Annotated in this window: 17 protein-coding genes; 6 read left to right on the top strand and 11 right to left on the bottom strand. The window is 68.6% G+C overall.

The features are described from left to right. Positions 1 to 59: 59 nt before the first annotated feature. The gene (rpsU, locus tag U6958_RS25300) at positions 60 to 272 is read right to left on the bottom strand and encodes a 30S ribosomal protein S21 (RefSeq protein WP_003052999.1); all 213 of its coding nucleotides are present in this window, start codon (positions 270 to 272) and stop codon (positions 60 to 62) included. 165 nt (positions 273 to 437) lie between these two features. Then, positions 438 to 1,739 carry an NAD(P)/FAD-dependent oxidoreductase gene (locus U6958_RS25295; protein ID WP_074923140.1) on the bottom strand — a complete coding sequence of 434 codons (1,302 nt, stop codon included), beginning with the start codon at positions 1,737 to 1,739 and terminating at the stop codon, positions 438 to 440. 69 nt (positions 1,740 to 1,808) lie between these two features. Between U6958_RS25295 and U6958_RS25290 the strand changes: the two genes are divergently transcribed. After that, complete coding sequence (locus tag U6958_RS25290) at positions 1,809 to 2,312, top strand: acyl-CoA thioesterase (protein WP_017406259.1); 504 nt, start codon at positions 1,809 to 1,811, stop codon at positions 2,310 to 2,312. Here the strand turns inward: U6958_RS25290 and U6958_RS25285 are convergent. From U6958_RS25285 to U6958_RS25265, 5 genes are all read right to left on the bottom strand, one after another. Then, positions 2,299 to 5,262, bottom strand: coding sequence for an ATP-binding protein (locus U6958_RS25285; protein ID WP_074923139.1), 2,964 nt, complete (start codon positions 5,260 to 5,262; stop codon positions 2,299 to 2,301). The genes U6958_RS25290 and U6958_RS25285 overlap by 14 nt on opposite strands. A gap of 252 nt (positions 5,263 to 5,514) precedes the next feature. Next, positions 5,515 to 6,327 carry a uroporphyrinogen-III C-methyltransferase gene (cobA, locus tag U6958_RS25280; protein WP_017406257.1) on the bottom strand — a complete coding sequence of 271 codons (813 nt, stop codon included), beginning with the start codon at positions 6,325 to 6,327 and terminating at the stop codon, positions 5,515 to 5,517. 26 nt (positions 6,328 to 6,353) lie between these two features. Further along, positions 6,354 to 7,268, bottom strand: coding sequence for a DNA-binding protein YbiB (ybiB, locus tag U6958_RS25275; protein ID WP_074923178.1), 915 nt, complete (start codon positions 7,266 to 7,268; stop codon positions 6,354 to 6,356). 54 nt (positions 7,269 to 7,322) lie between these two features. Beyond that, positions 7,323 to 10,205 carry a nitrate reductase gene (locus tag U6958_RS25270; RefSeq protein ID WP_244160519.1) on the bottom strand — a complete coding sequence of 961 codons (2,883 nt, stop codon included), beginning with the start codon at positions 10,203 to 10,205 and terminating at the stop codon, positions 7,323 to 7,325. Between the two features lie 45 nt (positions 10,206 to 10,250). Continuing rightward, positions 10,251 to 11,504, bottom strand: a complete 1,254-nt coding sequence (locus tag U6958_RS25265; RefSeq protein WP_074923138.1) for an NAD(P)/FAD-dependent oxidoreductase — start codon at positions 11,502 to 11,504, stop codon at positions 10,251 to 10,253. Between the two features lie 414 nt (positions 11,505 to 11,918). Between U6958_RS25265 and U6958_RS25260 the strand changes: the two genes are divergently transcribed. The 3 genes from U6958_RS25260 to U6958_RS25250 all read left to right on the top strand — a co-directional run bounded on the left by U6958_RS25260 (position 11,919) and on the right by U6958_RS25250 (position 14,943). Continuing rightward, entirely contained in the window at positions 11,919 to 13,607 is a 1,689-nt protein-coding gene (locus U6958_RS25260; protein ID WP_016449720.1) for a PAS domain-containing methyl-accepting chemotaxis protein, read from the top strand. Positions 13,608 to 13,729: 122 nt separating this feature from the next. Further along, positions 13,730 to 14,380, top strand: coding sequence for a DUF937 domain-containing protein (locus U6958_RS25255; protein WP_016449719.1), 651 nt, complete (start codon positions 13,730 to 13,732; stop codon positions 14,378 to 14,380). 122 nt (positions 14,381 to 14,502) lie between these two features. Next, positions 14,503 to 14,943: a CBS domain-containing protein gene (locus U6958_RS25250; protein WP_016449718.1), complete on the top strand. Its 441-nt coding sequence runs from the start codon at positions 14,503 to 14,505 to the stop codon at positions 14,941 to 14,943. 60 nt (positions 14,944 to 15,003) lie between these two features. On the opposite strand, the gene U6958_RS25245 is transcribed toward U6958_RS25250, so the two are convergent. The 4 genes from U6958_RS25245 to U6958_RS25230 form a co-directional block, all read right to left on the bottom strand. After that, positions 15,004 to 15,810, bottom strand: coding sequence for an ABC transporter ATP-binding protein (locus U6958_RS25245; protein ID WP_016449717.1), 807 nt, complete (start codon positions 15,808 to 15,810; stop codon positions 15,004 to 15,006). Continuing rightward, on the bottom strand, positions 15,807 to 16,742 hold the full coding sequence (ntrB, locus tag U6958_RS25240; RefSeq protein ID WP_034367678.1) for a nitrate ABC transporter permease: 936 nt from the start codon (positions 16,740 to 16,742) through the stop codon (positions 15,807 to 15,809). The genes U6958_RS25245 and ntrB overlap by 4 nt, the downstream gene beginning before the upstream one ends. Before the next feature lie 40 nt (positions 16,743 to 16,782). After that, positions 16,783 to 18,063, bottom strand: a complete 1,281-nt coding sequence (locus tag U6958_RS25235) for a CmpA/NrtA family ABC transporter substrate-binding protein (protein ID WP_016449715.1) — start codon at positions 18,061 to 18,063, stop codon at positions 16,783 to 16,785. A gap of 317 nt (positions 18,064 to 18,380) precedes the next feature. After that, a complete protein-coding gene (locus tag U6958_RS25230; RefSeq protein WP_016453793.1) occupies positions 18,381 to 19,646 on the bottom strand; it encodes a nitrate regulatory protein in 1,266 nt (421 codons plus the stop codon). A gap of 295 nt (positions 19,647 to 19,941) precedes the next feature. On the opposite strand from U6958_RS25230, the gene U6958_RS25225 reads away from it, so the two are divergent. Continuing rightward, complete coding sequence (locus U6958_RS25225) at positions 19,942 to 21,636, top strand: bifunctional diguanylate cyclase/phosphodiesterase (RefSeq protein WP_074923137.1); 1,695 nt, start codon at positions 19,942 to 19,944, stop codon at positions 21,634 to 21,636. Positions 21,637 to 21,726: 90 nt separating this feature from the next. Further along, entirely contained in the window at positions 21,727 to 22,767 is a 1,041-nt protein-coding gene (gene tsaD, locus U6958_RS25220; protein ID WP_074923136.1) for a tRNA (adenosine(37)-N6)-threonylcarbamoyltransferase complex transferase subunit TsaD, read from the top strand. Positions 22,768 to 22,792 lie beyond the last annotated feature (25 nt).

Here is a 22,792-nt window from a genome sequence, read left to right as displayed (position 1 = left end):
CGCCTGGCGTCCCGAGCGCGGGTTTTGCGGCTGACGAGAGCCGGCTGGTCAAGGGCTGATCAGTACAGCTTCTTGGGCAGCTGCATGCTGCGAACGCGCTTGTAGTGACGCTTGACGGCGGCAGCCTTCTTGCGCTTGCGTTCGGCAGTGGGCTTCTCGTAGAACTCGCGAGCGCGCAGGTCGGTCAGCAGGCCGAGCTTTTCGATGGTGCGCTTGAAGCGGCGCAGGGCAACTTCATAGGGCTCGTTTTCTTTTACGCGGATGGTGGTCATTAGCTAGATTTCCAGATATCTGTGCTGACAGCGGGTTCCCGGGAAGATCGGGCCTGAGAGCCATGTTCAGCGGTTGGTCCCCGTCCAAAGTTAACTAGTATTGGCCGACGGGGCGATTGCCAGCAAAGCGGGCGATTATACGCGAGACGAAAGCGGTCTGACAAATCAGGCAGAAGGCAAGGCCTGCGCACAGGCGTACCCACTGGCCCAGGCCCATTGGAAGTTGTATCCGCCGAGCCAGCCGGTGATATCCACCACTTCGCCAATGCAGTACAGGCCCGGCTGGGTCTTGCATTCCATGGTCTGCTGCGAGAGCGCCCGCGTGTCCACGCCGCCCAGCGTCACTTCCGCCTTCTTGTAGCCTTCCGTGCCCGTGGGCACGATCTCCCAGCGTGACAGGCGCTCGGCCAGCTGGTTCAGGGCCTTGTCGGAGGCTTCGGCGATGGGGCGCTGCCAGGCAGCATCCTGCTGCACCCAGGCATCGGCCAGTCGCGAGGGCAGCCACTGCGCCAGTTCATTGGCGATGAGCTTGCGCGAGCGCGACTTGGCCCTGAGCAGCTCGCCCTGCAGGTCCACCTCGGGCGCGAGGTTGATGCTCAGGGGCGTGCCGGGCTTCCAGTAGCTCGATATCTGCAGCACGGCCGGGCCCGAAAGGCCCCGGTGCGTGAACAGCAGGTCTTCCATGAAGGCCATGCGTTCTTTCCTTTTGCCGCCGGGCCGCCCCAAGGCAGAAGCGGCCCCCTCGGGGGGCAGCGACCCGCGGAGCGGCGGAGCGTGGGGGTCACTGATCCTGGTGCTGATCTCCACGGGCAGGGCCAGGCCCGCGAGCTGGGCGTAGGGGGCCCAGGCGTCGCCATCGAAGGTCAGCGGCACCAGGCCCGGCGTGCGTTCGACCAGGGGCAGGCCGAATTGCTGGGCCAGGCGGTAGCCGAAGTCGGTGGCGCCGATCTTGGGGATGGACAGGCCCCCCGTGGCGATGACCAGGCTGGGCGCCTGCACGGCGCCCCGGCTGGTCTGCAGGCGGTATTGGCCGTCCGAGTGCGCCACGGAATCGACCTTGCAGGGCTGCCAGTGCTGCACGCCGCCGGCCTGGCATTCGGCCAGCAGCATGGCGATGATGTCTTCGGCCGAGCGGTCGGCAAACAGCTGGCCCTTGTGCTTTTCATGGTGGGCGATGCCGTGCCTGTCCATGAGCGCAATGAAGTCGGCCGGCGTGTAGCGCGACAGGGCTGAGCGGCAGAACTGCGGATTGCCGCCCACGAAGTGCTTGTGGGGCGCGCGCACGTCCAGGTCGCGGTTGGTGAAGTTGCAGCGGCCACCGCCCGAGATGCGGATCTTCTCTGCCACCTTCTCCGCGTGGTCCAGGAGCAGCACCGACAGGCCACGCTGTCCGGCCTGGGCCGCGCAGAACAGACCGGCCGCGCCGGCGCCGATGACGATGGCGTCGAAAGAGAGGGAAGAGGTCACAAAAACGTCACTCGGGGGGCAAAAGGGCGCCCATTCTCGCGCAATGGCGCTTTTTCCTAGAATCCCGTGATGAATTTCCCATCGCACCAGCTGAGCATGACCGTGCTCATGTCGCCCGACATGGCGAACTTTTCGGGCAACGTCCATGGCGGCGCCGTTCTCAAGCAGCTCGACCAGGTGGCCTATGCCTGCGCCAGCCGCTACGCGGGCCGCTATGTGGTCACGCTGAGCGTGGACCAGGTGATGTTCCTGCAGCCCATCCACGTGGGCGAGCTGGTGACGTTCCTGGCCAGCGTCAACCACACGGGCAAGTCGTCGATGGAGATCGGCATCAAGGTGGTGGCCGAGGACATCCGCACCCAGGTGGTGCGCCATGTGAACAGCTGCTTTTTCACCATGGTGGCCGTGGACGAGAACAAGCAGCCGGCCGCCGTGCCGACGCTGGTGCCGTCCAACGACGAGGAAAGGCGCCGCTGGCAGGCTGCGCTGATCCGCAAGGACCTGCGCCGCGAGCTGGCCCAGCGCTTCGAGCAAAGCCGCGTGACGGCCAGCAGCACGGTCAGGCCGGGCTGAGCGTGGAGGGCGCGGCGGGCGGCAGATGCCAGGTGCCGGGCGTGCCGCCCTGCAGCTCGTTCCGCACCTGTTCGATGACGCGCCTGAGGTCTTCCATCGCAGCCGGCTTGGACAGCACCTCGTCGGCGCCGGCCTGCAGGTAGCGCAGCGCTTCGGAGGCTTCGGGGCTGGCGGTCAGCGCGATCACGCGGCAGCGGCGCAGCTGGTTTTCGGCCTCGCGCTGGCGCAGGCGCCGGATGAACTCGAAGCCGTCCATGAGCGGCATGCGTCCATCGGTGATGATGAGATCGAAGGACTCGACCAGGCAGCGTGCCCAGGCTTCCTGTCCATCGCCGGCCAGGCAGATGCCGTGGCCCAGCGCGGCCAGCTGGCTCTTGAGCAGCTCGCGGTTGAACAGATAGTCTTCCACGGCCAGGATTCTGAGGTCGGACCCGGACCCGGGCTGTGATGCGGGCAGGGGCTCGGCACTGGCCTGAGGCTTTCCTTGCAGCGCCACCGAGGCGGGCAGGACCAGGGGCAATATTCCCTCTGACGCGGGCGTGACGTCGGCCTGCATGCGGTGGTCCGGCTCCACCAGTGGCAGGCTCAGCCTGACCGTGAAGCGCGAGCCTCGGCCCGGTGCGCTGTCCACCGTGATGGTTCCCCCCATGTGCTCCAGCAGGCGCCGCGTGATGCTCAGGCCCAGGCCGCTGCCAAAGGCCCTGTCCTGGTGGGCGCCTTCCACCTGCGAGAAAGGCTGGAACAGCCGGGCCTGGTCCTGCGGCGCAATGCCGATGCCCGTGTCCTCGACCTCCATCTGCAGCAGCAGGCGGTCATGCCGGCTGGCGCCATGCGCGCGCAGGGTGACGCTGCCGCGCTCGGTGAACTTGATGGCATTGCTGAGCAGGTTGAACAGCACCTGCTTGAGGTGAAGCGGGTCGGCCGTCACGCTGTGGTCCACGCCGCTGCCCACTTCGGTGCGCAGCGACAGCCGCTTGCCGTGGGCCAGTCCTTGCAGCAGCGGGGCCATGTCTTCGATCAGCGGGCGCAGTGCCACCGGCTGGAGCGTGGAGTCGATATGGCCCGACTCGATGCGGTGCAGATCCAGCACATTGCCCAGCAACAGCAGCATGCCCTGGGCGGCCTTGTGGGCGGAGGCCAGCATATCGCGGTGGGGCAGGCCGAGCTTTTCCCGGTCCTGCGCCAGTTCCAGCAAGCCGATGATGGCGCTCAGCGGCGTGCGTATCTCGTGGCTGGTGGTGGACAGAAACAGGCTCTTGGCCTGGTTGGCGGCCTCGGCGCGCCGCTCGGCCCGGCGTGTCCTGCGCATCTGGCGGCTCAGGTAAAAGCCCCAGACCAGGGAGATGACCGTGACCAGGGCCAGCGCCCCGTCCAGCAGCAGCAGGCGCTGGCGGTGCTCGCGCCAGAAGCTCGCGCCGTTGCCGTTATGGTGCGGCGCCCAGTGGTGGACGATTTCGGCCACCTCTTCGGGTGCGATGGACAGCTGGGCCTTTTCCAGGATGCCCAGCAGTTCAGGTTCGGCGGCGTGCACGGCCAGGCTGATGGGGCGGGTGTAGTCGTCCAGGATGCCGGTGAGCTGCAGCCGGCTGCCCAATTGCTGGGCGTTGGCATAGCGCGCCGCGTAGTCGTTGCCCACGAAGGCATCGCTGTCATTGGCCGCCACGCTGGCCAGGGCCTGGGTCAGGTCGGCATACAGCTGCAGCCGTATGCTCGGATGCTCCCTGCGCACCGTGCTTTCGAGAAAGAAGCCCGCCACCATGGCCACGCGCTTGCCCTCCAGTCCCTGGAGGTGGTGTATGGGCTTGTCGCGCGGGGTGCCTGCGTTGGCCTCGGGCCGGGCCATCACCACGACCGTGCTGCGCAGATAGGGCGGCAGCAGCCTGATATCGGGCGAGGCCGTGGGCGGCGAGGTGTACGCCGGGGTGAGCAGGGCCTTGCCGGAGCCCAGAATGGTTTCGAGTTCGGAATAGTTGCGCGCGGCGATGTACTCGAACTGCAGGCCGGCGCGGCGGCTGATCAGGTCCAGGTAGTCGGGGCCGATGCCCTGGGCCTGGCGGTCGGCATCGAGCTGTCCCAGCGGACCCAGCGAGCCGTTGAGGACCACGGGAATGCGCGGATGGGCATCCAGCCACTGCTTTTCCGAGGGCGTCAGCGCCACGCGGTCGCCGCCCAGCAGCGGGCGGCGGCTTCCACTCCAGCTGCGCAGGATGTCGTCGCCGTGCTGCACGGTGATGCTGGGCAGGGCCTGGTCCAGGTAGGCCTTCAGCTGTGCATCGCCATGCCTCACCAGCATGCCGAAGCCACGGCTTTCTATGGGCGCAAAGCCCTGCACGCGCAGGTTGAGCAGGTAGTTGGCCTGGATCAGGTAGTGCACCGTGACCGTGTCACCGACGAAGCCGTCGATCTCGCCCAGGCTCAGCGCCTCCAGCGCGCGGCGGGGTGTTTCATAGGTCAGCAGCTCGCTGAGGGGGTAGGCGGCAGCCACCTGGGAGCGCAGCAGCTGGTCGGGCGTCATGGCCAGCCGCGCACCCCGGCGCCGGGCGTCGAAGGGAGCATTCGACGGGGAGACCAGCACGGGCTGGCTGGGCAGGTAGGGCACGCTCAGGGCCAGGTCGGCGCGCTCGGCTTCCAGCTCGGTGCCGCCGCAGGCCAGGTCGATCTCGCCGCGGCGCAGCGCATCGAGCACGGCCGCACGCGATCCATAGGACTTGAAGCGCACGGGCGTGGGAAAAAGCAGGCCCAGGTGGTCGGCCGTGATGCCCTGGAAGCGATCGCCATCGATCATGCCCAGCGGCGGATGGTCCGGCGTGGAAATGCCCAGCGTCAGCGGCCCGCGCGCCTGCAGCCATTGGTGGTGCGCAGGCGTGAGCCAGGGCTTGGCGCCTGCCGTGACGCGCGTGGCCAGCACCATGTCGGCGCCGCTGGCCAGGCCGGGCATAGGCATGGCCATGCCAAGTGCGCAGCCGGCCAGCAGTTGGGCCGCCAGGTGTCGGCATGCCGGCCACCATGCCTGCGTCGCTGTGGAAGTGAGAGTACGGCTTGATGTGTTCATTGAATCCCCCGGTGGCGCTGCCGCCGTCCGGCGCAGCTGACGGCCTGCGAAAACGGTCTAGACGCTGTTTTCGGCAACCAACAGGAGATTTTTAATGAAAACTAATTATTTTATCTATCGATAGATTTTTTCTTTGTTGCAGCTCGGCACTCAGGCGGCAGCAACCGCAGGGTTGGGCTGCTCCTGGGGTTCGGCCATTGCCCGAATGCCATGGACCACATCTCCAACGACGATGACGCTGGGGCTGCCCAGGCCGGTATCGGCAATGCATTGCACAAGCGTGTCCAGCGTGGCCAGTGCATGGCGCTGCTGCGGCAGGCTGGCGTGCTGGATCACGGCCACGGGCGTGGCGGCGGGCAGGCCGTGCAGCAGCTCGGCGCGGATGTGTTCCACGCTGCTCACGCCCATGTAGATCACCAGGGTGAGCCGGGCATCGCGCGCGGTGGCGGCCAGCTGGCGCCAGTCCGTGCCGCTGTCGCCGGGCTTGGCGTGGCCGGTGATGAAGACCACGCCGTGCGCCCGGTCGCGGTGCGTGAGCGGCGCGCCCAGGCTGGTGAGCCCGGCCAGGCCGGCCGTGATGCCGTTGACGACCTGGACCTCGATGCCGGCCTCGCGCAGATGCTCCACCTCTTCGCCGCCGCGCCCGAAGATGAAGGGGTCGCCGCCCTTGAGGCGCACCACCGTCTCGCCATCCTGCACGGCGGACAGCATGAGCTTTTCGATGAAGGCCTGGGGCGTGCTCTTGCAGCCGCCGCGCTTGCCCACGTAGACGATGCGCGCCGTGGGCGAGGCATGGGCCACGATGGCATCGCTGACCAGGTCATCGACCAGCAGCACGGTGGCCGTCTGTATGGCCTTGAGGGCCTTGATGGTCAGCAGCTCCGGGTCGCCGGGGCCGGCGCCGACCAGGGTGCAGCTGCCGCGCCGGGCGGTGTTTGCGGGGGTGTGGGACGGGGTCGTCATGGCGGGGCTCCGTTTTTCTGGGGTGTTCAGCGAATCTGATCGGCAAGGTGGACGATGTGTTCCACCTGGCGCGTGAGCGCCGGCGGCACGGGCAGGCGGCCCGCAAGCACGTCCTCGGTGTAGCGCGCCGTGGTGTCCACGTCGATCTCGGCGGGCAGGCCCGGGATTTCGGAGGCCGTGCCGCTTTGCTGCTCGGCCAGCAACTGGTGGGCGCCTGCGACGAATCCGTCGTAGCGCGGCAGCCGGCGCGGGTCGGCCGCGACCTCGCCTTCCAGCCCGCGCGAGAGCAGCACATTCATGCCCAGCGTCCCGAAGGTGCCGTGCAGCATGGGCAGGTACTCGGGATGGGTGTAGGCCGTCACCAGCAAGGACGGGCCGTCGCAGGGCGCCAGCAGCTTGACCACGCTGTGGCCCGGATTGCGCAGGCCGATGACCTCGCGCACGGACAGCAGCCGGGCCAGCGCAGGATGCAGGTGTTCGGTATGCAGATGGGCCACCTGGCCGCCATCGAGTGCCTGGGGTGCCCGCAGCGGCGCAATGCCCAGCGCCTGCAGCACATCGCTGGCCAGGATGCGCCGCGCCTCGGTGCGCATGCCGTGCAGCAGCACGGGCAGGCCTTCGCGCGCCAGCAGCAGGGCCAGCAGGGGCGTGAGCACGGGCAGGCGGCGCGCGCCGTTGTAGCTGGGCAGCACGATCACGGGGCGGCCATGGGCCGAGGCGGGAAAGCGCGCGGCGCGCGCATGCACGGCATCCAGGAAGCCGCTCATCTCCTCGACCGTCTCGCCCTTGATGCGCATGGCGATGCAGAAGGCGCCGATCTCCAGATCGGTGACGCCCCCGTCCAGCACCTGGCCGAACAGGTCGGCGGCCTGCGCGCGCTCCAGCGCCTTGGCTCCGCGTGCGCCGCGGCCTATTTCCTTGATGTATTGGCTGATGCCCATGGCGTGGTGATCGTGGGTGGAATCCTGTGGGCGCATATTTTCCCGCAGGTTTCATTACTTTTCGCTATATATGCAAACCTGTCGTTCCATGGCCTCTTTCATGCCGCCTGCGGGCTGGGCGCAACGGGGGATGTGGCGCACCAAGCGCTTGAGTTCAGGCAGGCAGGAGCCGCAGTTGGTGCCGCAGCGCAATTGGCCTTGCAAAGCGGCCAGGCGGGCATCGTCGCTGCCCTCGCAGCGCGCAAGCACGCCTTCGATGGCGGCCTCGTCCACGTCGAAGCACGCGCAGACCTGGCGCGTGCGCTGCGCCAGGGGCAGCGGTGCCGAGGCCGAGGACATGAGCAGCAGGCGCCCATAGTCCTGGGCCGGCAACTGGTCCTTCAGCAGGGTGCCCAGCCAGCTGCCGGCGCGTGTGTCTCCGGCCAGCAGCAAGGCTTCGACCGTGGTGGACAGGCTGGTGCGGTCCAGCCGCAGCGCACGGCTGTGCTGGCGGCGGCGGTCGCTGTAGCGCAGGGTGTCGGCGGCATCCAGGCCCAGCAGGGACTCGATCTGCGCGATGAGGGCGTCGTCGGGCGCCTCATGCGCGGCGGCGCGCAGCAGCACGCCGTGGCGGGCGCGGGCGGCGTCCTGCAGCGGCACGGCATTGCCGAAAGGCACGCAGCTGGCAAAGCCGAAGTGCGGCATGAGGGCGGACAACTGCTCGCGCACGGCCAGCACGCGGTCCTCGGGCAGCCAGGCCATGGCCAGCAGGGTCCAGGGCAGAGCGGCCTTTTGCAGCTTGACGGCCGTGTGCTTGAGTTCAGGCTGCTTGGATGCGGGGCAGAAGGCCGGCGTGGTCAGTGCGTTGAGGCCCCCCGTGGCCGTGCCGCCCAGGTACTCGCCGCCCCAGTGCATGGCCATGAAGAGCTGGGAGGGCGCGAGCGTGGCATCGGGCTGCACCGGCACCAGCAGGGCACCGCGGCGGCTGCTCACCTGCACCAGGTCGCCCGCGCGCAGGCCGCGCTCGGCCATGTCCTGCGGATGCATCTGCACACTGGGCTCGGCAGCCTGGCCGAACAGTCGTCCCAGCTGGCCCGTGCGGCTCATGCCGTGCCACTGGTCGCGCAGCCGGCCCGTGGTCAGGCTGAAGGGGTAGCTCGCATCGGGCGACTCGGCCAGCGGCTGCCAGGGCAGCAGGGCAAAGCGGGCGCGTCCATCGGGCGTGGGAAAGCGGCCGTCTTCGTAGAGCCGTGCGCGGCCCAGGGCTGCGCCTTCGGGCAGCGGCCATTGCTGGGGGCCTTGCGCGTCCAGCAGATCCCAGGACAGGCCGGTGATGTCCAGGTCACGCCCGCGCGTGCTTTCGCGGTGCTCGTTCCAGATGGCTTCGGCGCCTGCGGCGGCGTCCTCGGTGTCGTAGGGGAAGAGGCTGGGCCGGCCCGGGCGCAGCCGCGTTTCCATGCGCCGCGCGCAGTCCACGGCGATGTGCCAGTCATGGCGCGCGGCGCCCGGCGCGGCCACGGCGGGGCGCACGCGCGAGATGCGCCTTTCGCTGTTGGTCACCGTGCCGATCTTCTCGCCCCAGGTGGTGGCGGGCAGCAGCAGGTCGGCGTAGGCGCAGGTGGCGGTGGTGGCAAAGGCCTCCTGCACGATGACGAATTCGGCCCGCTGCAGCGCTCGCCGCACCAGGGCCTGGTCGGGCATGCTTTGCGCGGGGTTGGTGCAGGCTATCCACAGCGCGCGGATCTCGCCCTCGGCGGCGGCCTCGAACATCTCCACGGCGGTCTTGCCAGGGCGGGGCGGCACGGCGTCCACGCCCCACAGGGCGGCCACTTCGGCGCGGTGGGCGGGGTTGGCCAGGTCGCGGTGGGCCGACAGCAGATTGGCCAGCCCGCCCACCTCGCGCCCGCCCATGGCATTGGGCTGGCCCGTGAGCGAGAACGGCCCTGCGCCTGCGCGCCCGATCTGGCCCGTGGCCAGGTGCAGGCCGATCAGCGCGGCGTTCTTGGCCGTGCCGTTGCTGCTCTGGTTCAGGCCCTGGCAGTACAGGCTGAGCGTTGCGCCACGGGCGGCGCCGTCCCGCGCATCTCCTCCCAGCGCGAACCACTGCGCGGCCTGGAAAAGGTCGTGGCGGGGCAGGCCGCAGACCTCGCTCACGCGCTCGGGCGTGGCCTCCCGCACCAGGGCCTGCAGGTCGGCAAAGCCGCTGGTGTGGCGCGCGATGTAGGCCCGGTCCAGCCAGCCTTCCAGCTCCATGATGTGCAGCATGCCGTGGAACAGCAGTGTGTCGCTGCCGGGGCGCAGCGGCAGGAAGAGGTCGGCCATGCCGGCCGTGTCGGTGCGGCGTGGGTCGGCCACGATGATCTTCATCTGCGGCCGCGCAGCACGCGCCTGCTCTATGCGCCGCGTGAGCACGGGATGGGCCCATGCCGCGTTGCTGCCCACGATGAACAGGCAGTCCGCATGGTCCACGTCCTCGTAGCAGGCCGGCGGCGCGTCGGCGCCCAGCGTGGCCTTGTAGCCCGCCACGGCGCTGCTCATGCACAGGCGCGAATTGGTGTCGATGTTGTTGGTGCCGATCAGGCCCTTGGCCAGCTTGTTGAAGACGTAGTAGTCCTCGGTCAGCAACTGGCCGCTCACATACAGGCCCACGGCGTCGGGGCCGTGCTCCTGCACGATGGAGGCCAGCCTGCCGGCTGCCAGGTCCAGCGCGGCATCCCAGCTGATGTCCCGGGGCGCCGCCCCGCGCGTGGTGCGCAGGGCGGGCTGCAGCAGCCGGGTCTGCCGCGCCAGGGCGGGCGAGGCCGTCAGATGCAGCGTGCTGCCCTTGGTGCACAGGCGCCCGTGATTGGCCGGATGCGCCGGGTCGCCGCGCACGCCCGTGATGCGGGCGCCATCGCTTTCGATGATGACGCCGCAGCCTGTGCCGCAGTAGGGGCAGGTGGATCGGGTTTCTTGCATGGTGGGCCTGGGGTGGATGAGGGCAGGGCACGGGGGCGGGCGCCGTCACGGGCCGCTGGCCGGGTCGGCCTGGCTGGCTTGACTTTCGCCGAACATGAGGCGGTCGCGCAGTTCCTGCACTGCCACGCCATCGCGCAACAGGCGGAAGTACCAGCCACCGTCCTCGGTGTCGCCATACAGGCAGGCGCCGACCAGTCTGTCGCCGCGCAGCACCAGCTTGCGGTACACGCCCGCGCCGGGGTCGCTGAGCACGATTTCCTCCGTGCCCTCGTCGCCGCGAAAGTCGCCTGCGCTGAACAGATGAATGCCCGTGACCTTGAGCTTGGCCGAGGTCTGCGAGCCCGGGTAGCGGCCGATGCCGATTTCGGCCAGGTGGTTGGCCAGCACCTTGCCCTGCTCGAACAGCGGCGCCACCAGCCCGTAGGCCACGCCCCGGTGCGCCGCGCACTCGCCCACGGCGTAGATGCGCGGGTCGGTCACGGTCTGCAGCGTGTCGCTGACCACGATGCCGCGCTGCACGTGCAGGTGCATCTGCTCGGCCAGCGCGGTCTCGGGCCGGATGCCCACGGCCATGACCACGAGCGAGGCCGGCGCATCGCGCCCGTCCTGCAGGTGCACGCAGGCCACGCGGCCCTGGCCGTCGCCCGTCAGCGCGCGGGTCTGGGCCTGCATCAGAAAGCGCATGCCGCGCTCGGCCAGCGAGGCCTGCAGCAAGGCGGCGGCGGTCTCGTCCAGCTGGCGGTCCAGCAGGCGCTCGCCCGCATGCACCACGGTGACCTCCATGCCGCGCTTCATGAGGCCGTTGGCGGCCTCCAGGCCCAGCAGGCCGCCGCCGATGACCACCGCCTGGCGGTGGCTGGCGGCCGCCGCGATCATGGCCTGGGTGTCGGCAATGTCGCGGTAGCCGAGCACGCCGTCCAGTTCGCGCCCTGGCACGGGCAGCATGAAGGGGCGCGATCCCGTGGCCAGGATCAGGCGGTCGTACCCGGCGCTCACGGGCTGGCCGGTGGCGTCCACGGCGTGCACCACGCGGCGCGCCCGGTCCACCGCATGCACGCGGCAGCCTGCATGCAAGGTGATGCCGTGCCGGGCATACCAGGACCAGTCGTTGAGGATGATTTCGTCCAGCTGCTGCTCGCCCGCCAGCACCGGCGACAGCATGATGCGGTTGTAGTTGGGGTGCGGCTCGGCGCCGAACACGGTGATCTCGTAGAGGTCGGGCGCGATCCTGAGCAGCTCTTCCAGCGTGCGCACGCCGGCCATGCCGTTGCCCACCATCACCAGCCTGGATTTCTTCATTGCGCCCCCGCATCGGTTCGAAAAGCAAAAAGGCGTCATCCCCACTGCGCGGCTGCTGCCTGCGCGCGGGTTGACGCCTTTGTCCCTGGGGCAGCGGCACCTCGTTGCGCCTTGCCCCCATGGCCTGCAATGGCCACGCACGGGATGAAGCAAGCGGCATGCCAGGGCGCGCAGCCCTGCGCGGGCGCTGTCCTCGGGGCTGCCGCCCGGCGGCCGAGCCATGGTGGTGCGTCGCATGCCTCAAGGCGGTGCGCCCGCTATCGAGAGCGCGCAATCAGATGTCTGAATCGAATGGAGGTTTTGTGGCGATTTGTTTCAAATGCGACGAATCGGGGTACAACAAGCCACCGGGTCCTGCAGTAAGCCAGGGCCGCAATGACGTGAAGGATTTTTCTTCTTCAAGGGACCACGCCTATGAGAGTGAATCTGCCAGTCAGCACGCGTGAATACGCATTTCCCAAGGGCCAGACCCTGGTGTCCACCACGGACCTGAAGGGGCGCATCCTCTACTGCAACCCGATGTTCATCGAGGTCAGCGGCTACGAGCGCGAAGAACTGCTGGGCCAGCCCCACAACATGATCCGCCACCCCGACATGCCCGAGGAAGCCTTCCGCGACATGTGGGCCACCATCTCGGCCGGCCTGCCCTGGTCGGCGCCCGTGAAGAACCGGCGCAAGAACGGCGACTTCTACTGGGTCATGGCCAATGTCACGCCGCTGATGGAAGGCGACCGGCCCTCGGGCTACATGTCGGTGCGCACCGAGGCCACGCGCGAGCAGACGGATGCGGCCGAGCGCCTCTACGCCACCATGCGCGCCGAAAAGGACGCAGGGCGCAAGGTCCACGTGCTGCGCGCCGGCCATCTGGTGCGCAACAACCTGCGCGGACGCCTTGCCAGCGCGCTGAGCCTGGGCCTGGCAGGCAAGCTGGTGCTGATCTTCTTCCTGGTGGTGGCGGCGGCCTTTGGCGCGGCGATGGCGGGAGGGCACACGCTGGATGCATGGTCCGCGCTGGCCTGGCTGGCGGTCTGCATCTTCACGGGGCTGGCCGGGGCCTGGGCGTACCGGCTGACCGTGGCGCCGCTGGCGCAGATGGTGCTGCAGGCCAACCGCCTGGCGGCCGGCGACCTGACGCAGACCATACGCATCACGCGCAAGGACGTGGTGGGCGATCTGCAGAAGGCGCTGAGCCAGCTCAATGTGAACCTGCTGTCCATCGTGCGCGATGCGCGCGAGGAAAGCGACAAGATGCAGATCTCCACGCGGGAAATCGCGCAGGGCAACCAGGACCTGTCCGCGCGCACGGAAACCCAGGCCGGCAACCTGCAGCAGACGGCGGCGTCGATGGAGGAGATCACGGGCACGGTCAAGCACACGGCCGAGTCGGCGCGCCAGGCCACGGACCTGGCCACCCAGGCCAGCGAGGTGGCCGAGCGCAGCAGCGGCGCCGTCGACGGCGTGGCGGCCACCATGAAGCAGATCCAGGCCGCGTCGGGGCGTATCGGCGAGATCACGCAGCTCATCGACTCCATCGCCTTCCAGACCAACATCCTGGCGCTGAACGCCGCCGTGGAGGCCGCGCGCGCGGGCGACCAGGGCCGGGGCTTTGCGGTGGTGGCGGCCGAAGTGCGCAGCCTCTCGCAGCGCACGCAGGCAGCGGCCAAGGAGATCCGCGAACTCATAGACGACTCCGCCGCCAAGGTGCTGGATGGCAATCAGCGCACCGAGGTCGCGCAGAAAACCATGACCGAATCGCTGGACCTGGTGCGGCGCGTGAACCTGCTGATCGGCGAAATCCACAGCGCCTCCAACGAGCAGCTCAGCGGCATCTCGCAGGTCAACGCGGCCGTGGCGCATCTGGACAACATCACGCAGCAGAACGCGGCGCTGGTGGAGCAGAACGCGGCATCGGCCATGGCCTTGCAGGCCCAGGCGCAGACCGTGTCGGAGACCGTGCAGGTCTTCCGGCTGGACGCCACGGCCCGGGCACCGGCGGCCGTGGCCGACGCAGTGGCGCTGCGCCGGTCCATGAAGGCGCAGGCGCCGCTGCCGCCGCTGCGGCCGCCGCGCACCCAGCCGCAGCCGGCGCTGACCACGGGCTGAGCGCGATCCGGGCGCTGGAAAACATCGTTGACACTTGGGGCGCTGCGCCGCCATGCCCGCTGCACCGGCCGGCGCTACCATGTGACTTTGTGTTGACCGGGCGACCGGATGAAGGAACGACCATGAACTCCAGCTCTTCCCTGGCCGCCGAACTGATGGCCCAACTGCAGGGCGCGCCCATGCAGCAGATGGCAGACCAGATCGGCGCCAGCCCCGCTCAGACCGAAAGTGCCGTGGGCGCGGCCCTTCCCGTGCTGCTGGGTTCGCTGGGCCGCAATGCGGCCGATCCGCAGGGCGCGGCCAATCTCTTCGGCGCGCTGCAGCGCGACCACGGCGCGGCCAGCGGTGGCGCCGGCGGGCTGGATCTGGGAGGCCTGCTGGGCTCGCTGCTGGGCGGCGGCGCAGGCGCAGGCGGCAATGCGGGCGGCGGGCTCGACGGCGCAGCCATCCTGGGCCATATCCTGGGCGGCAACCAGCAGCGCGCACAGGACGGACTGGGCCAGGCCACGGGCCTGGGCAGCGGCGGCGCGGCCCAGCTGCTGCAGCTGCTGGCCCCCATCGTCATGTCCTTTCTTGCACAGCGCGTGAGCGCAGGCGGCATGGATGCCGGCGGCCTGGGCCAGGTGCTGGGCCGCGAGCATGCGCAGGCGCAGCAGCAGGGCGGTCTGGGTGGTGGTTTGCTGGGCAGCCTGCTCGATCAGGATGGCGACGGCCAGGTAGGTCTCAGCGATCTGATGAAGATTGGTGGCAGTCTGTTGGGCGGTCGTCGCTGAAGGGCCGCATTCACTGAATCGGGCAGGGCCGGTGCGTGTGCATACACGCGCTGGCCCTGTTGCTTTTTGGGCGCAGTTCGGATGACACTAGAACCGAATTGGCGAACGACTGAAAGGCACCCATGACAGCAGTTGCAGACATTCTCAAGTCCAAGGCCACCAGCGCGGTGTACAGCATCGCGCCTACCGATTCCGTGCTCGACGCGCTGCGGCTCATGGCCGACAAGGGCATTGGCGCCCTGCTGGTGATGGAGGGCAGCGAGATCGCCGGCATCGTCACCGAGCGTGACTACGCACGCAAGATCGCGCTGCTGGGGCGCACCTCGGGCGCCACCCTGGTGCGCGACGTGATGACGCGCGACGTGCTGTTCGTCGGCCCCACCCAGACCACGCAGGAGTGCATGGCGGTGATGACCGAGAACCGGCTGCGCCACCTGCCCGTGGTGGACGAAGGCGGCAAGCTGCTGGGCCTGATCTCCATCGGAGACCTGGTCAAGGACATCATCTCCGAGCAGAAGTTCATCATCGAGCAGCTGGAGCACTACATCTCGGGCCGGCACTGAGCCGGGGCTCGGCCTGCCCGCCATGGGCAGGGTCTCGAAGGCGGCAGGACCTGCGAAGGTTCAGGCCGCCTTTTCCACATGCCCCTGGCGGGTGTAGAGGAAATCGATCACGGCCTTGCGGCACTGGCGGTAGAGGTCGTCCTCGGCCAGCGCCACGCGGTTGCGCGGGCGGGCCAGGCCGACCTGCAGCACCTCGCCGATGGTGGCGGCCGGGCCGTTGGTCATCATCACGATCTTGTCGGACAGCAGCACGGCCTCGTCCACATCGTGCGTGACCATGACCACGGTGCTTTGCGTGCGCGCCACGATCTCCAGCAGCTCGTCCTGCAGCTTGGCGCGCGTGAGCGCATCGAGCGCGCCGAAGGGCTCGTCCATCAGCAGCACCTGCGGCTCCATCGACAGCGCGCGCGCAATGCCCACGCGCTGCTTCATGCCGCCCGATATCTCGCCGGGCCGCTTGTGCGCGGCATGGGCCAGGCCCACCAGTTCCAGCGCGGCCAGGGTGCGGGCCTTGAGCTGGGCGCGGCTTTCCGTGCGGCCATAGACGCGCTCCACGGCCAGGTGGATGTTGCCCTCGCAGGTCAGCCAGGGCAGCAGCGAGTGGTTCTGGAAGACCACGGCGCGCTCGGGTCCGGGGCCCTTGATCTCCTTGTTGGCGCACAGCAGCACGCCCGTGGTGGGCGTGGTCAGGCCCGCGATCAGGTTCAGCAGGGTGGACTTGCCGCAGCCCGAGTGGCCGATCAGCGAGACGAACTCGCCCCTGGCAATCGTCAGGTCAATGCCGCGCAGCGCGGGAAACAGGCCCTTGGCGGTCTTGAAGCTCTGCTCCACGCCCTGGATCTCGATGAACTTGGACGATGCATTCATGCCTTCACCTCTTCGAACGTAAATGCCGTTGCCAGCTTGACCAGGGCCATCTCCAGCAGCAGGCCCACGATGCCGATCACGAAGATCGCGATGATGATGTTCTTGACGTTGAGGTTGTTCCACTCGTCCCAGACCCAGAAGCCGATGCCCACGCCGCCGGTGAGCATCTCGGCCGCGACGATGACCAGCCAGGCCGTGCCCACGGCCAGGCGCACGCCGGTCAGCATGTAGGGCAGCACGGCGGGGAACAGGATGGTGGTGGCGATCTTCCATTCGCTGAGGTTGAGCACGCGCGCCACGTTCATGTAGTCCTGGGGCACGCGCTGCACGCCCACGGCGGTGTTGATGAGCATGGGCCAGATCGAGCAGATGAAGATGGTCCAGATGGCCGCCGGGTTGGCGCCCTTGAAGACCAGCAGGCCTATGGGCAGCCAGGCCAGCGGCGACACCGGGCGCAGCAGGCTGATCAGCGGGTTGAACATGCGCGACAGGAAGTTGAAGCGCCCGATCACGAAGCCGGCCGGAATGCCGACCAGCGCCGCCAGGCCAAAGCCCACGGCCACGCGCTGCAGCGAGGCCAGCACGTTCCAGCCCACGCCCTGGTCATTGGGGCCGTTGCGGTAGAACGGGTCGCTGAAAATCTCCACCGCCTGCTGCCAGGTCGCCAGGGGGCCCGGAATGCTCTGGCCGGAGCCCGCGGCCACCAGGGACCACACGCCCACGAGCAGGCCGAGGCCGCACAGCGGCGGCAGCACGGCCAGCCAGAAGGCGCGCGACAGCGCCGCCCAGTCGCGCGCAGGGGCGGGAGTCCTGGGCGTTGCCGGTGCAGCCTGCATGGCCGGGACCGGGGATGCAGCGGTGGGGGAAACCGGCGCAGGCGGGGCGGCGGCGGTGGAGGACTCTGCCGGGAAGTGGAAGACGGCGCTGACCATGGTGTGTTCCTCGGTGGGATGGGTCTTCAAAGGGGATCTCTCAGGCCTTGATGGCGAAGCTGTCCGCGTACTTGCGCGGGTCCTTGCCGTCCCAGACCGTGCCGTCCATCAGCTTGCTGCTGCGCATCTCGCCCTTGGGCAGCGGGGCCTTGGCGGCGGTGGCGGCCTGCTGGTAGATGTCCAGGCGGTTGATGGAGCGGGCCACGCCCAGGTAGTCGGGGTGGTCCTTGAGCAGGCCCCAGCGCTTGTGCTGGGTGAGGAACCACATGCCGTCGGACAGATAGGGATAGCCCACGCTGCCGTCGCCATAGAACTTCATGTGGTGGGGGTCGTCCCAGGTCTTGCCCATGCCGTCCTGGTAGCGGCCCAGGATGCGCTGGTTGATGGCGTCCACGCCGGTGTTCACATAGGCCTTGCCGGCAATGGTGTCGGCCATGCGGGTCTTGTTGGCCAGGCTCTCGTCGATCCAGCGGCCGGCCTCGATGATGGCGGCCGTCACGGCGCGTGCCGTATTGGGGTTCTGGCGGGCAAATTCGGCCGTGGTGCCCAGCACCTTCTCGGGATGGTCCTGCCAGATGGCCTGGGAGGTGGTGGCCGTGACGCCGATGCCGTCCATGATGGCGCGGTGGTTCCAGGGCTCGCCCACGCAAAAGCCGTCCATGTTGCCCACGCGCATGTTGGCCACCATCTGCGGCGGCGGCACGGTGATGACCTTGGCATCCTTGAGCGGGTGGATGCCGTTGGCCGCCAGCCAGTAGTACAGCCACATGGCATGCGTGCCCGTGGGAAAGGTCTGGGCAAAGGTGTATTCGCGCTTTTCGCTGGCCATCAGCTTGGCCAGGCCTGCGCCGTTGACGGCGCCCTTGTCGGCCAGCTTCTTGGACAGCGTGATGGCCTGGCCGTTGTGGTTGAGCGTCATCAGCACGGCCATGTCCTTCCTGGCGCCGCCCACGCCCAGGTGCATGCCGTAGACCAGGCCGTACAGCACATGGGCAAAGTCCAGTTCGCCATTGGCCAGCTTGTCGCGCACGCTGGCCCAGCTCGCTTCCTTGGAGGGAATGATCCTGACGCCGTACTTCTGGTCGATCCCCAGCACCGAGGCCATGACCACGCTGGCGCAATCGGTCAGCGGAATGAAGCCGATGCGCACTTCCTTTTTCTCGGGCGCATCCGAGCCTGCCGCCCAGGCGCCGTGGTGGCCCAGCTGGGTGTAGAGCGCCGCGCCGCCTGCCAGCGTGCCGGCCTGGCGCAGAAAATCGCGCCGGGGCAGTGCCGGGCCGGAGGTGAGAGGGCCTGTGGTGGGCTGGGGCGTGGACGCCATGGCGGAACTCCTTCGATCGTCGGGAATGGAACACTTGCAAACCGGCATGTCCCAAGCAAAACGGCGTCCTCTCCGGCCGCGCTGCGCGGGGAGAGTGACGCCGTTGTCCTGGGGCCCTGAATCAAGACCGGGTTCCCGGCCGCCTTTGGCCGGGATTTGCCAGAGTCAATGCAGAAACCGTGCCAGGCGGCGTTCAAGGGGGACCATGCACTCCACCGGCCTTGCCGTCCGCGCCGGGCCACCTTCTGGTGCGCGACTTGCCGCAGCACTGCACCAAGTCGGTGCTGCGCTGCAACATGGCGCGCAGCGGCCCGGGTTCATGGGGCGGGCGGCAGCAGATCGGCCATGGAAAGCACGGCCTGCGCCACTTCGGCCAAGCGGCGGTTCTGGTTCATGGCGGTCTGGCGCAGTAGCTTGTGGGCCTCGCCTTCGCTGAGCTGGCGCCGTGTCATCAACAGGCCCTTGGCGCGCTCCAGCAGCTTGCGTTCCGTCAGCGTGGCGCGCACGGTCTCCAGCTCGGCCTGCATGGCCTGCAGCCGCTGGGACTGGTCCTGCACCAGGTCCATCACGGATCGGTCCAGCTGCGGGCCCAGACGCGCGGCCGGGGGCTGCAGCCCGCCCAGCGCCAGCGTGGCGGAGACGGGCGTGATCTCCATTGCCTGCGGCGCCTGCAGCAGCGTCTGCAGGGCGGCGCGCGCATCGACAATGCAGCGCTGGCACTGCTGCTGCAGCTCGGCCGTCAGGCGGGCCTCGACGGTGTGCAGCGCATCCATGCGCCGCGAGCAGCTGTCGAACCAGGGCTCGGCCATCTCTGGCGCCAGGGGAGTGCCCGGCGCGGCCGTGCAGCCCACGCGGCGCAGGCGTTCGATCACGGCCAGCGTGGCGTCGGCCGCGCTGCTTTCTTGCCACAGGGCCAGGGAATGGGGCGGCGCAAACTCCGCAAAGACCTGAAAGCAGCGCTCCTGCGAGGCGATCAGGTGCAGCCAGTGCTGCTGGCGCGGCGCTTCGCTGACGCCCGCACCAAAGGCGGCCACGCCCGTGGCACGCTCCTGGCCCGCGAATTCCTTGCCCTGCATGAAGTTGAACAAGGCCACCAGCAGGCGCGAGATACCGGGCTCGGGCGCGCTGTCGGCCGCCTCGAACACCACGGCCAGCAGGCCTGCCACCAGCTCGATGTAGATGGCGGTGGCCGCCTCCGGCGACAGGTCGTGGCTGGCGACGCGCTCGCGCAGCGCAGGCAGGGCGTCCAGGCACTGCAGCACATGGGCGATGCGGCTGAACAGCCGCGCGCCATGGCCGGGGTGTCCCGTGGAGTCTGTTTGGCCGGGCTGCATGTCCAGCCGGTCGAAGCCGTCAAGCGCCGCCGCGGCAATCCGGTCGCACTCGGCCATCTGCGCCAGCCGTGCCTCGCCGCCATGCGCGCCCGCGCTGGCCAGAAAGACGTTGGACAGGCCGCGCTCCTTTTGCAGCGCATGGATGAGGCGGCTGAGCAGATCCACCAGTGCGCTGGTGCGCTGCAGTTGCTCCAGCTCGCCGATTTCGCACTGGCGCGCGGCCACAAGAAAGTTGAGAGCGGTTTTCATGGGGGACGGGTCCTGTCTGCCTGCATTGATGCAATTCCCATGCCGGGCCTGCCGTGGCGCAAAAGGAGAAGTAGAAGCAAGGCGCAGGGTTTGATAGAATTTTTCTAACGTTTTGAAATCGTCGATACAAATTTGGACGCGTGAATGTGTCGAATATTTGCCGGGCGCCCTGCAGGAAAAAGCCCGGCTTTCCGGCACACACGACACCCATGGCATAGCCATCCACAAGATCGGGCTGCGCAATGCGGCAGCGAGGCTGAATCAGCATGAGCTTGCAATATCACGAGAAGATCGGATGTCCCCCGTGCGCTGGCGGTTCGTGACCCAGGCGGTGTTGGGGCGGACTGCTGTGCGCCGGCGTGGCCCGTCCCTGGCTGCGCTGCTGCTGGGCCTGGCGCAGTGCCGGGCACTGGCGGGGGGCGAGCTCCTGGCCGCATCGGCGCCATCCGATGGCCAGGGAAGCTGGGCCGCGGGGTGGAGCGCTTTCGGCCTGTGGGGCGCCATTCCCGTTCTGATATTCCTGCTGGTTTCGCTGGTGGTCCATGTGCGCCTGCGCGAGAAGGCTCAGCGCCTGACGCAATCGCTGCAGCAGACCAATGAAAAGCTGCTGCGCGCCAATGTGAAGCTCAAGCGCATCGCCTTCAGGGACCCGCTGACCGGCACGGCCAACCGGGCGCTGCTCGAGTACCGGCTTGGCCGGGCGATTGCGCGCGCCGACAGCTCGGTGGAGCAGCCAGGGCCCGGCGGGCCGGTGCGCGTGGGCCTGCTGTACATCGATCTGGACGGATTCAAGCCCATCAACGACGTGGAGGGCCATGCCGCAGGTGACGCGCTGCTGTGCCAGGTGGCCGTGCGCCTGAACCGTATGACGCGCAAGTCGGACACGCTGGCGCGCGTGGGGGGCGATGAGTTCGTGCTGCTGCTGGGCTGCCTGGCATCGGAGGACGATGCCGTGGCCATGGCCGGCCGGGTGCAGAAGGTTTTGGGTCAGCCCTTCGATCTGCCGGGAAAGTCCATCTCCATCGGCAGCTCCGTCGGCGTGGCCATCTATCCCGATCATGGCCAGAAGGAAAAGCTCATGGCGGCGGCCGACCTCGCCATGTACACGGCCAAGCGCGCCGGCGGGAATTCCTGCGCCATCTTCAAGGAAAGCATGCGCAAGGATGTGGCCGTGCAGTTCGACCTGCAGCAAGCCCTGCGCCGCGCCGTCGCAAGCCAGCAGCTGGTGCTGTTCTACCAGCCCAAGATCGATGCCCGCACGGGCCGCATCCGCAGCGTGGAGGCGCTGGTTCGATGGAACCATCCCCGATTCGGCCTCATCAGCCCCCGCGTGTTCATTCCGCTGGCCGAGCGCTTCGGCCTGATCAGCGAGATCGGCGACTGGGTCATCGACGAGGCCTGCCGCCAGACTGCCCAGTGGACGCGCCAGCGGCGCTTCATGCGCGTCTCCATCAATATCTCGGGCTATCAGCTCTTTCAGACGCGGCTGGCGCAGTACATCGGCGAAGCGATCGAGCGGCACCGCATTCGGCCCGAGCAGCTGGTCTTCGAGATCACCGAGTCCGTGGCCATGGAGGACGACAAGACCACCATGGCCGTGATTGCCGAGTTGACGGGCATGGGCGTGCAGATTTCCATCGATGACTTCGGCACCGGCTACTCCAGCCTGGCCCTGCTGCGCCAGCTGGGCGCCGACGAGGTCAAGATCGACCGCAGCTTCGTGCGGGACGTGGCCATCAAGAGCGACGCGCGGGCCGTGGTCGATGCCATCGTGCGCCTGGCCCATGCGCTGGAGCTGCGCGTGGTGGCCGAAGGCGTGACCGACCAGCAGCAGCGCGAAGTGCTTCAGACGCTGGGCTGCGACGAGCTGCAGGGCTTTTACTTCGCTCGCCCCATGAACGCCCAGGCGCTGATCGCCAGCGAAATCTGGACCTCCGACGGCATCGAGCCCGTGCAGTTCTCGCGCTCGTCATACCTGGACAACCTGTAGCGGCCCGCCGGCCCCGCAACTGCCCGCCGGCCAGGGGCCATTGACGCGGGCGGCCGTGCGCCGCGCCCGCAGGTTCTACACTTCAGTCCCATGAGTTTGCTGATTCTGGGGATCGAATCCTCCTGCGATGAAACCGGCGTGGCCCTGGTCGAGGCCCCCGATGGCACGGGCGTGCCCAGGCTGCTGTCCCATGCGCTGCACAGCCAGATCGACATGCACCGCGCCTATGGCGGCGTGGTGCCGGAGCTGGCCAGCCGCGACCACATCCGCCGCGTGCTGCCGCTGACCGAAAGCGTGCTGGGCGAGTCCGGCCGCGCGCTGGACCAGGTCGATGTGATCGCCTTCACGCGCGGCCCCGGCCTGGCCGGCGCGCTGCTGGTGGGCGCGGGCGTGGCCTGCGCCATGGCTGCGGCGCTGGACAAGCCCGTGCTGGGCGTGCACCACCTGGAAGGCCATCTGCTGTCGCCCTTCCTGAGCGCCGATCCCCCCGAATTCCCCTTCGTGGCCCTGCTGGTCTCGGGCGGCCACACGCAGCTGATGCGCGTGGACGGCGTGGGCAGCTACGCCATCCTGGGCGAGACCATCGACGACGCGGCCGGCGAGGCCTTCGACAAATCGGCCAAGCTCATGGGCCTGCCCTATCCGGGCGGCCCCGTGCTCTCGCGCCTGGCCGAGGGCGGGGACGCGCAGGCCTTCAAGCTGCCCCGGCCGCTGCTGCATTCGGGCGACCTGGACTTCTCGTTCGCCGGCCTGAAGACGGCCGTGCTGACCCAGGCGAAGAAGCTGGGCGATGACCTTGAGGCGCGCAAGGCCGACCTGGCCGCCAGCACGCAGGCGGCCATCGTCGAGGTGCTGGTCAAGAAGACGCTGGCGGCGCTGCAGCAGACCGGCATGAAGCGCGTGGTCGTGGCCGGCGGCGTGGGCGCCAACCGTCTGCTGCGCGCCCAGCTGGATGCGGCCTGTGCCAAGCGCAAGCTGCGCGTGCACTACCCCGAGCTGCACCTGTGCACCGACAACGGCGCCATGATCGCCATGGCCGCCGCCATGCGCCTGCAGGCAGGCCGCGAAATGGCGAACAGGCACTACGCGTTCGACGTCAAGCCGCGCTGGCCGCTCGATTCGCTGGCCTGATGGTCCGGGGCCGCGTGCCCGGCCT

Source organism: Delftia lacustris (assembly GCF_040267515.1).
Lineage (GTDB): Bacteria > Pseudomonadota > Gammaproteobacteria > Burkholderiales > Burkholderiaceae_C > Comamonas > Comamonas tsuruhatensis.
The sequence above is the reverse complement of the archived record's forward strand: the minus strand, read 5'-3'. Positions and strand labels throughout refer to the sequence as shown.

What these genes read in the sequence shown, in the direction of transcription:
- U6958_RS25260 (WP_016449720.1), top strand. Translation starts at nt 11,919, where the DNA reads ATGAGAGTGAATCTGCCAGTCAGCACGCGTGAATACGCATTTCCCAAG.
- U6958_RS25225 (WP_074923137.1), top strand. Translation starts at nt 19,942, where the DNA reads ATGTCCCCCGTGCGCTGGCGGTTCGTGACCCAGGCGGTGTTGGGGCGG.
- U6958_RS25230 (WP_016453793.1), bottom strand. Translation starts at nt 19,646, where the DNA reads ATGAAAACCGCTCTCAACTTTCTTGTGGCCGCGCGCCAGTGCGAAATC.
- U6958_RS25265 (WP_074923138.1), bottom strand. Translation starts at nt 11,504, where the DNA reads ATGAAGAAATCCAGGCTGGTGATGGTGGGCAACGGCATGGCCGGCGTG.
- ntrB (WP_034367678.1), bottom strand. Translation starts at nt 16,742, where the DNA reads ATGGTCAGCGCCGTCTTCCACTTCCCGGCAGAGTCCTCCACCGCCGCC.
- ybiB (WP_074923178.1), bottom strand. Translation starts at nt 7,268, where the DNA reads ATGGGCATCAGCCAATACATCAAGGAAATAGGCCGCGGCGCACGCGGA.
- U6958_RS25285 (WP_074923139.1), bottom strand. Translation starts at nt 5,262, where the DNA reads ATGGCCATGCCTATGCCCGGCCTGGCCAGCGGCGCCGACATGGTGCTG.
- tsaD (WP_074923136.1), top strand. Translation starts at nt 21,727, where the DNA reads ATGAGTTTGCTGATTCTGGGGATCGAATCCTCCTGCGATGAAACCGGC.
- U6958_RS25255 (WP_016449719.1), top strand. Translation starts at nt 13,730, where the DNA reads ATGAACTCCAGCTCTTCCCTGGCCGCCGAACTGATGGCCCAACTGCAG.
- U6958_RS25270 (WP_244160519.1), bottom strand. Translation starts at nt 10,205, where the DNA reads ATGCAAGAAACCCGATCCACCTGCCCCTACTGCGGCACAGGCTGCGGC.
- U6958_RS25235 (WP_016449715.1), bottom strand. Translation starts at nt 18,063, where the DNA reads ATGGCGTCCACGCCCCAGCCCACCACAGGCCCTCTCACCTCCGGCCCG.
- U6958_RS25250 (WP_016449718.1), top strand. Translation starts at nt 14,503, where the DNA reads ATGACAGCAGTTGCAGACATTCTCAAGTCCAAGGCCACCAGCGCGGTG.
- U6958_RS25245 (WP_016449717.1), bottom strand. Translation starts at nt 15,810, where the DNA reads ATGAATGCATCGTCCAAGTTCATCGAGATCCAGGGCGTGGAGCAGAGC.
- cobA (WP_017406257.1), bottom strand. Translation starts at nt 6,327, where the DNA reads ATGACGACCCCGTCCCACACCCCCGCAAACACCGCCCGGCGCGGCAGC.
- U6958_RS25290 (WP_017406259.1), top strand. Translation starts at nt 1,809, where the DNA reads ATGAATTTCCCATCGCACCAGCTGAGCATGACCGTGCTCATGTCGCCC.
- rpsU (WP_003052999.1), bottom strand. Translation starts at nt 272, where the DNA reads ATGACCACCATCCGCGTAAAAGAAAACGAGCCCTATGAAGTTGCCCTG.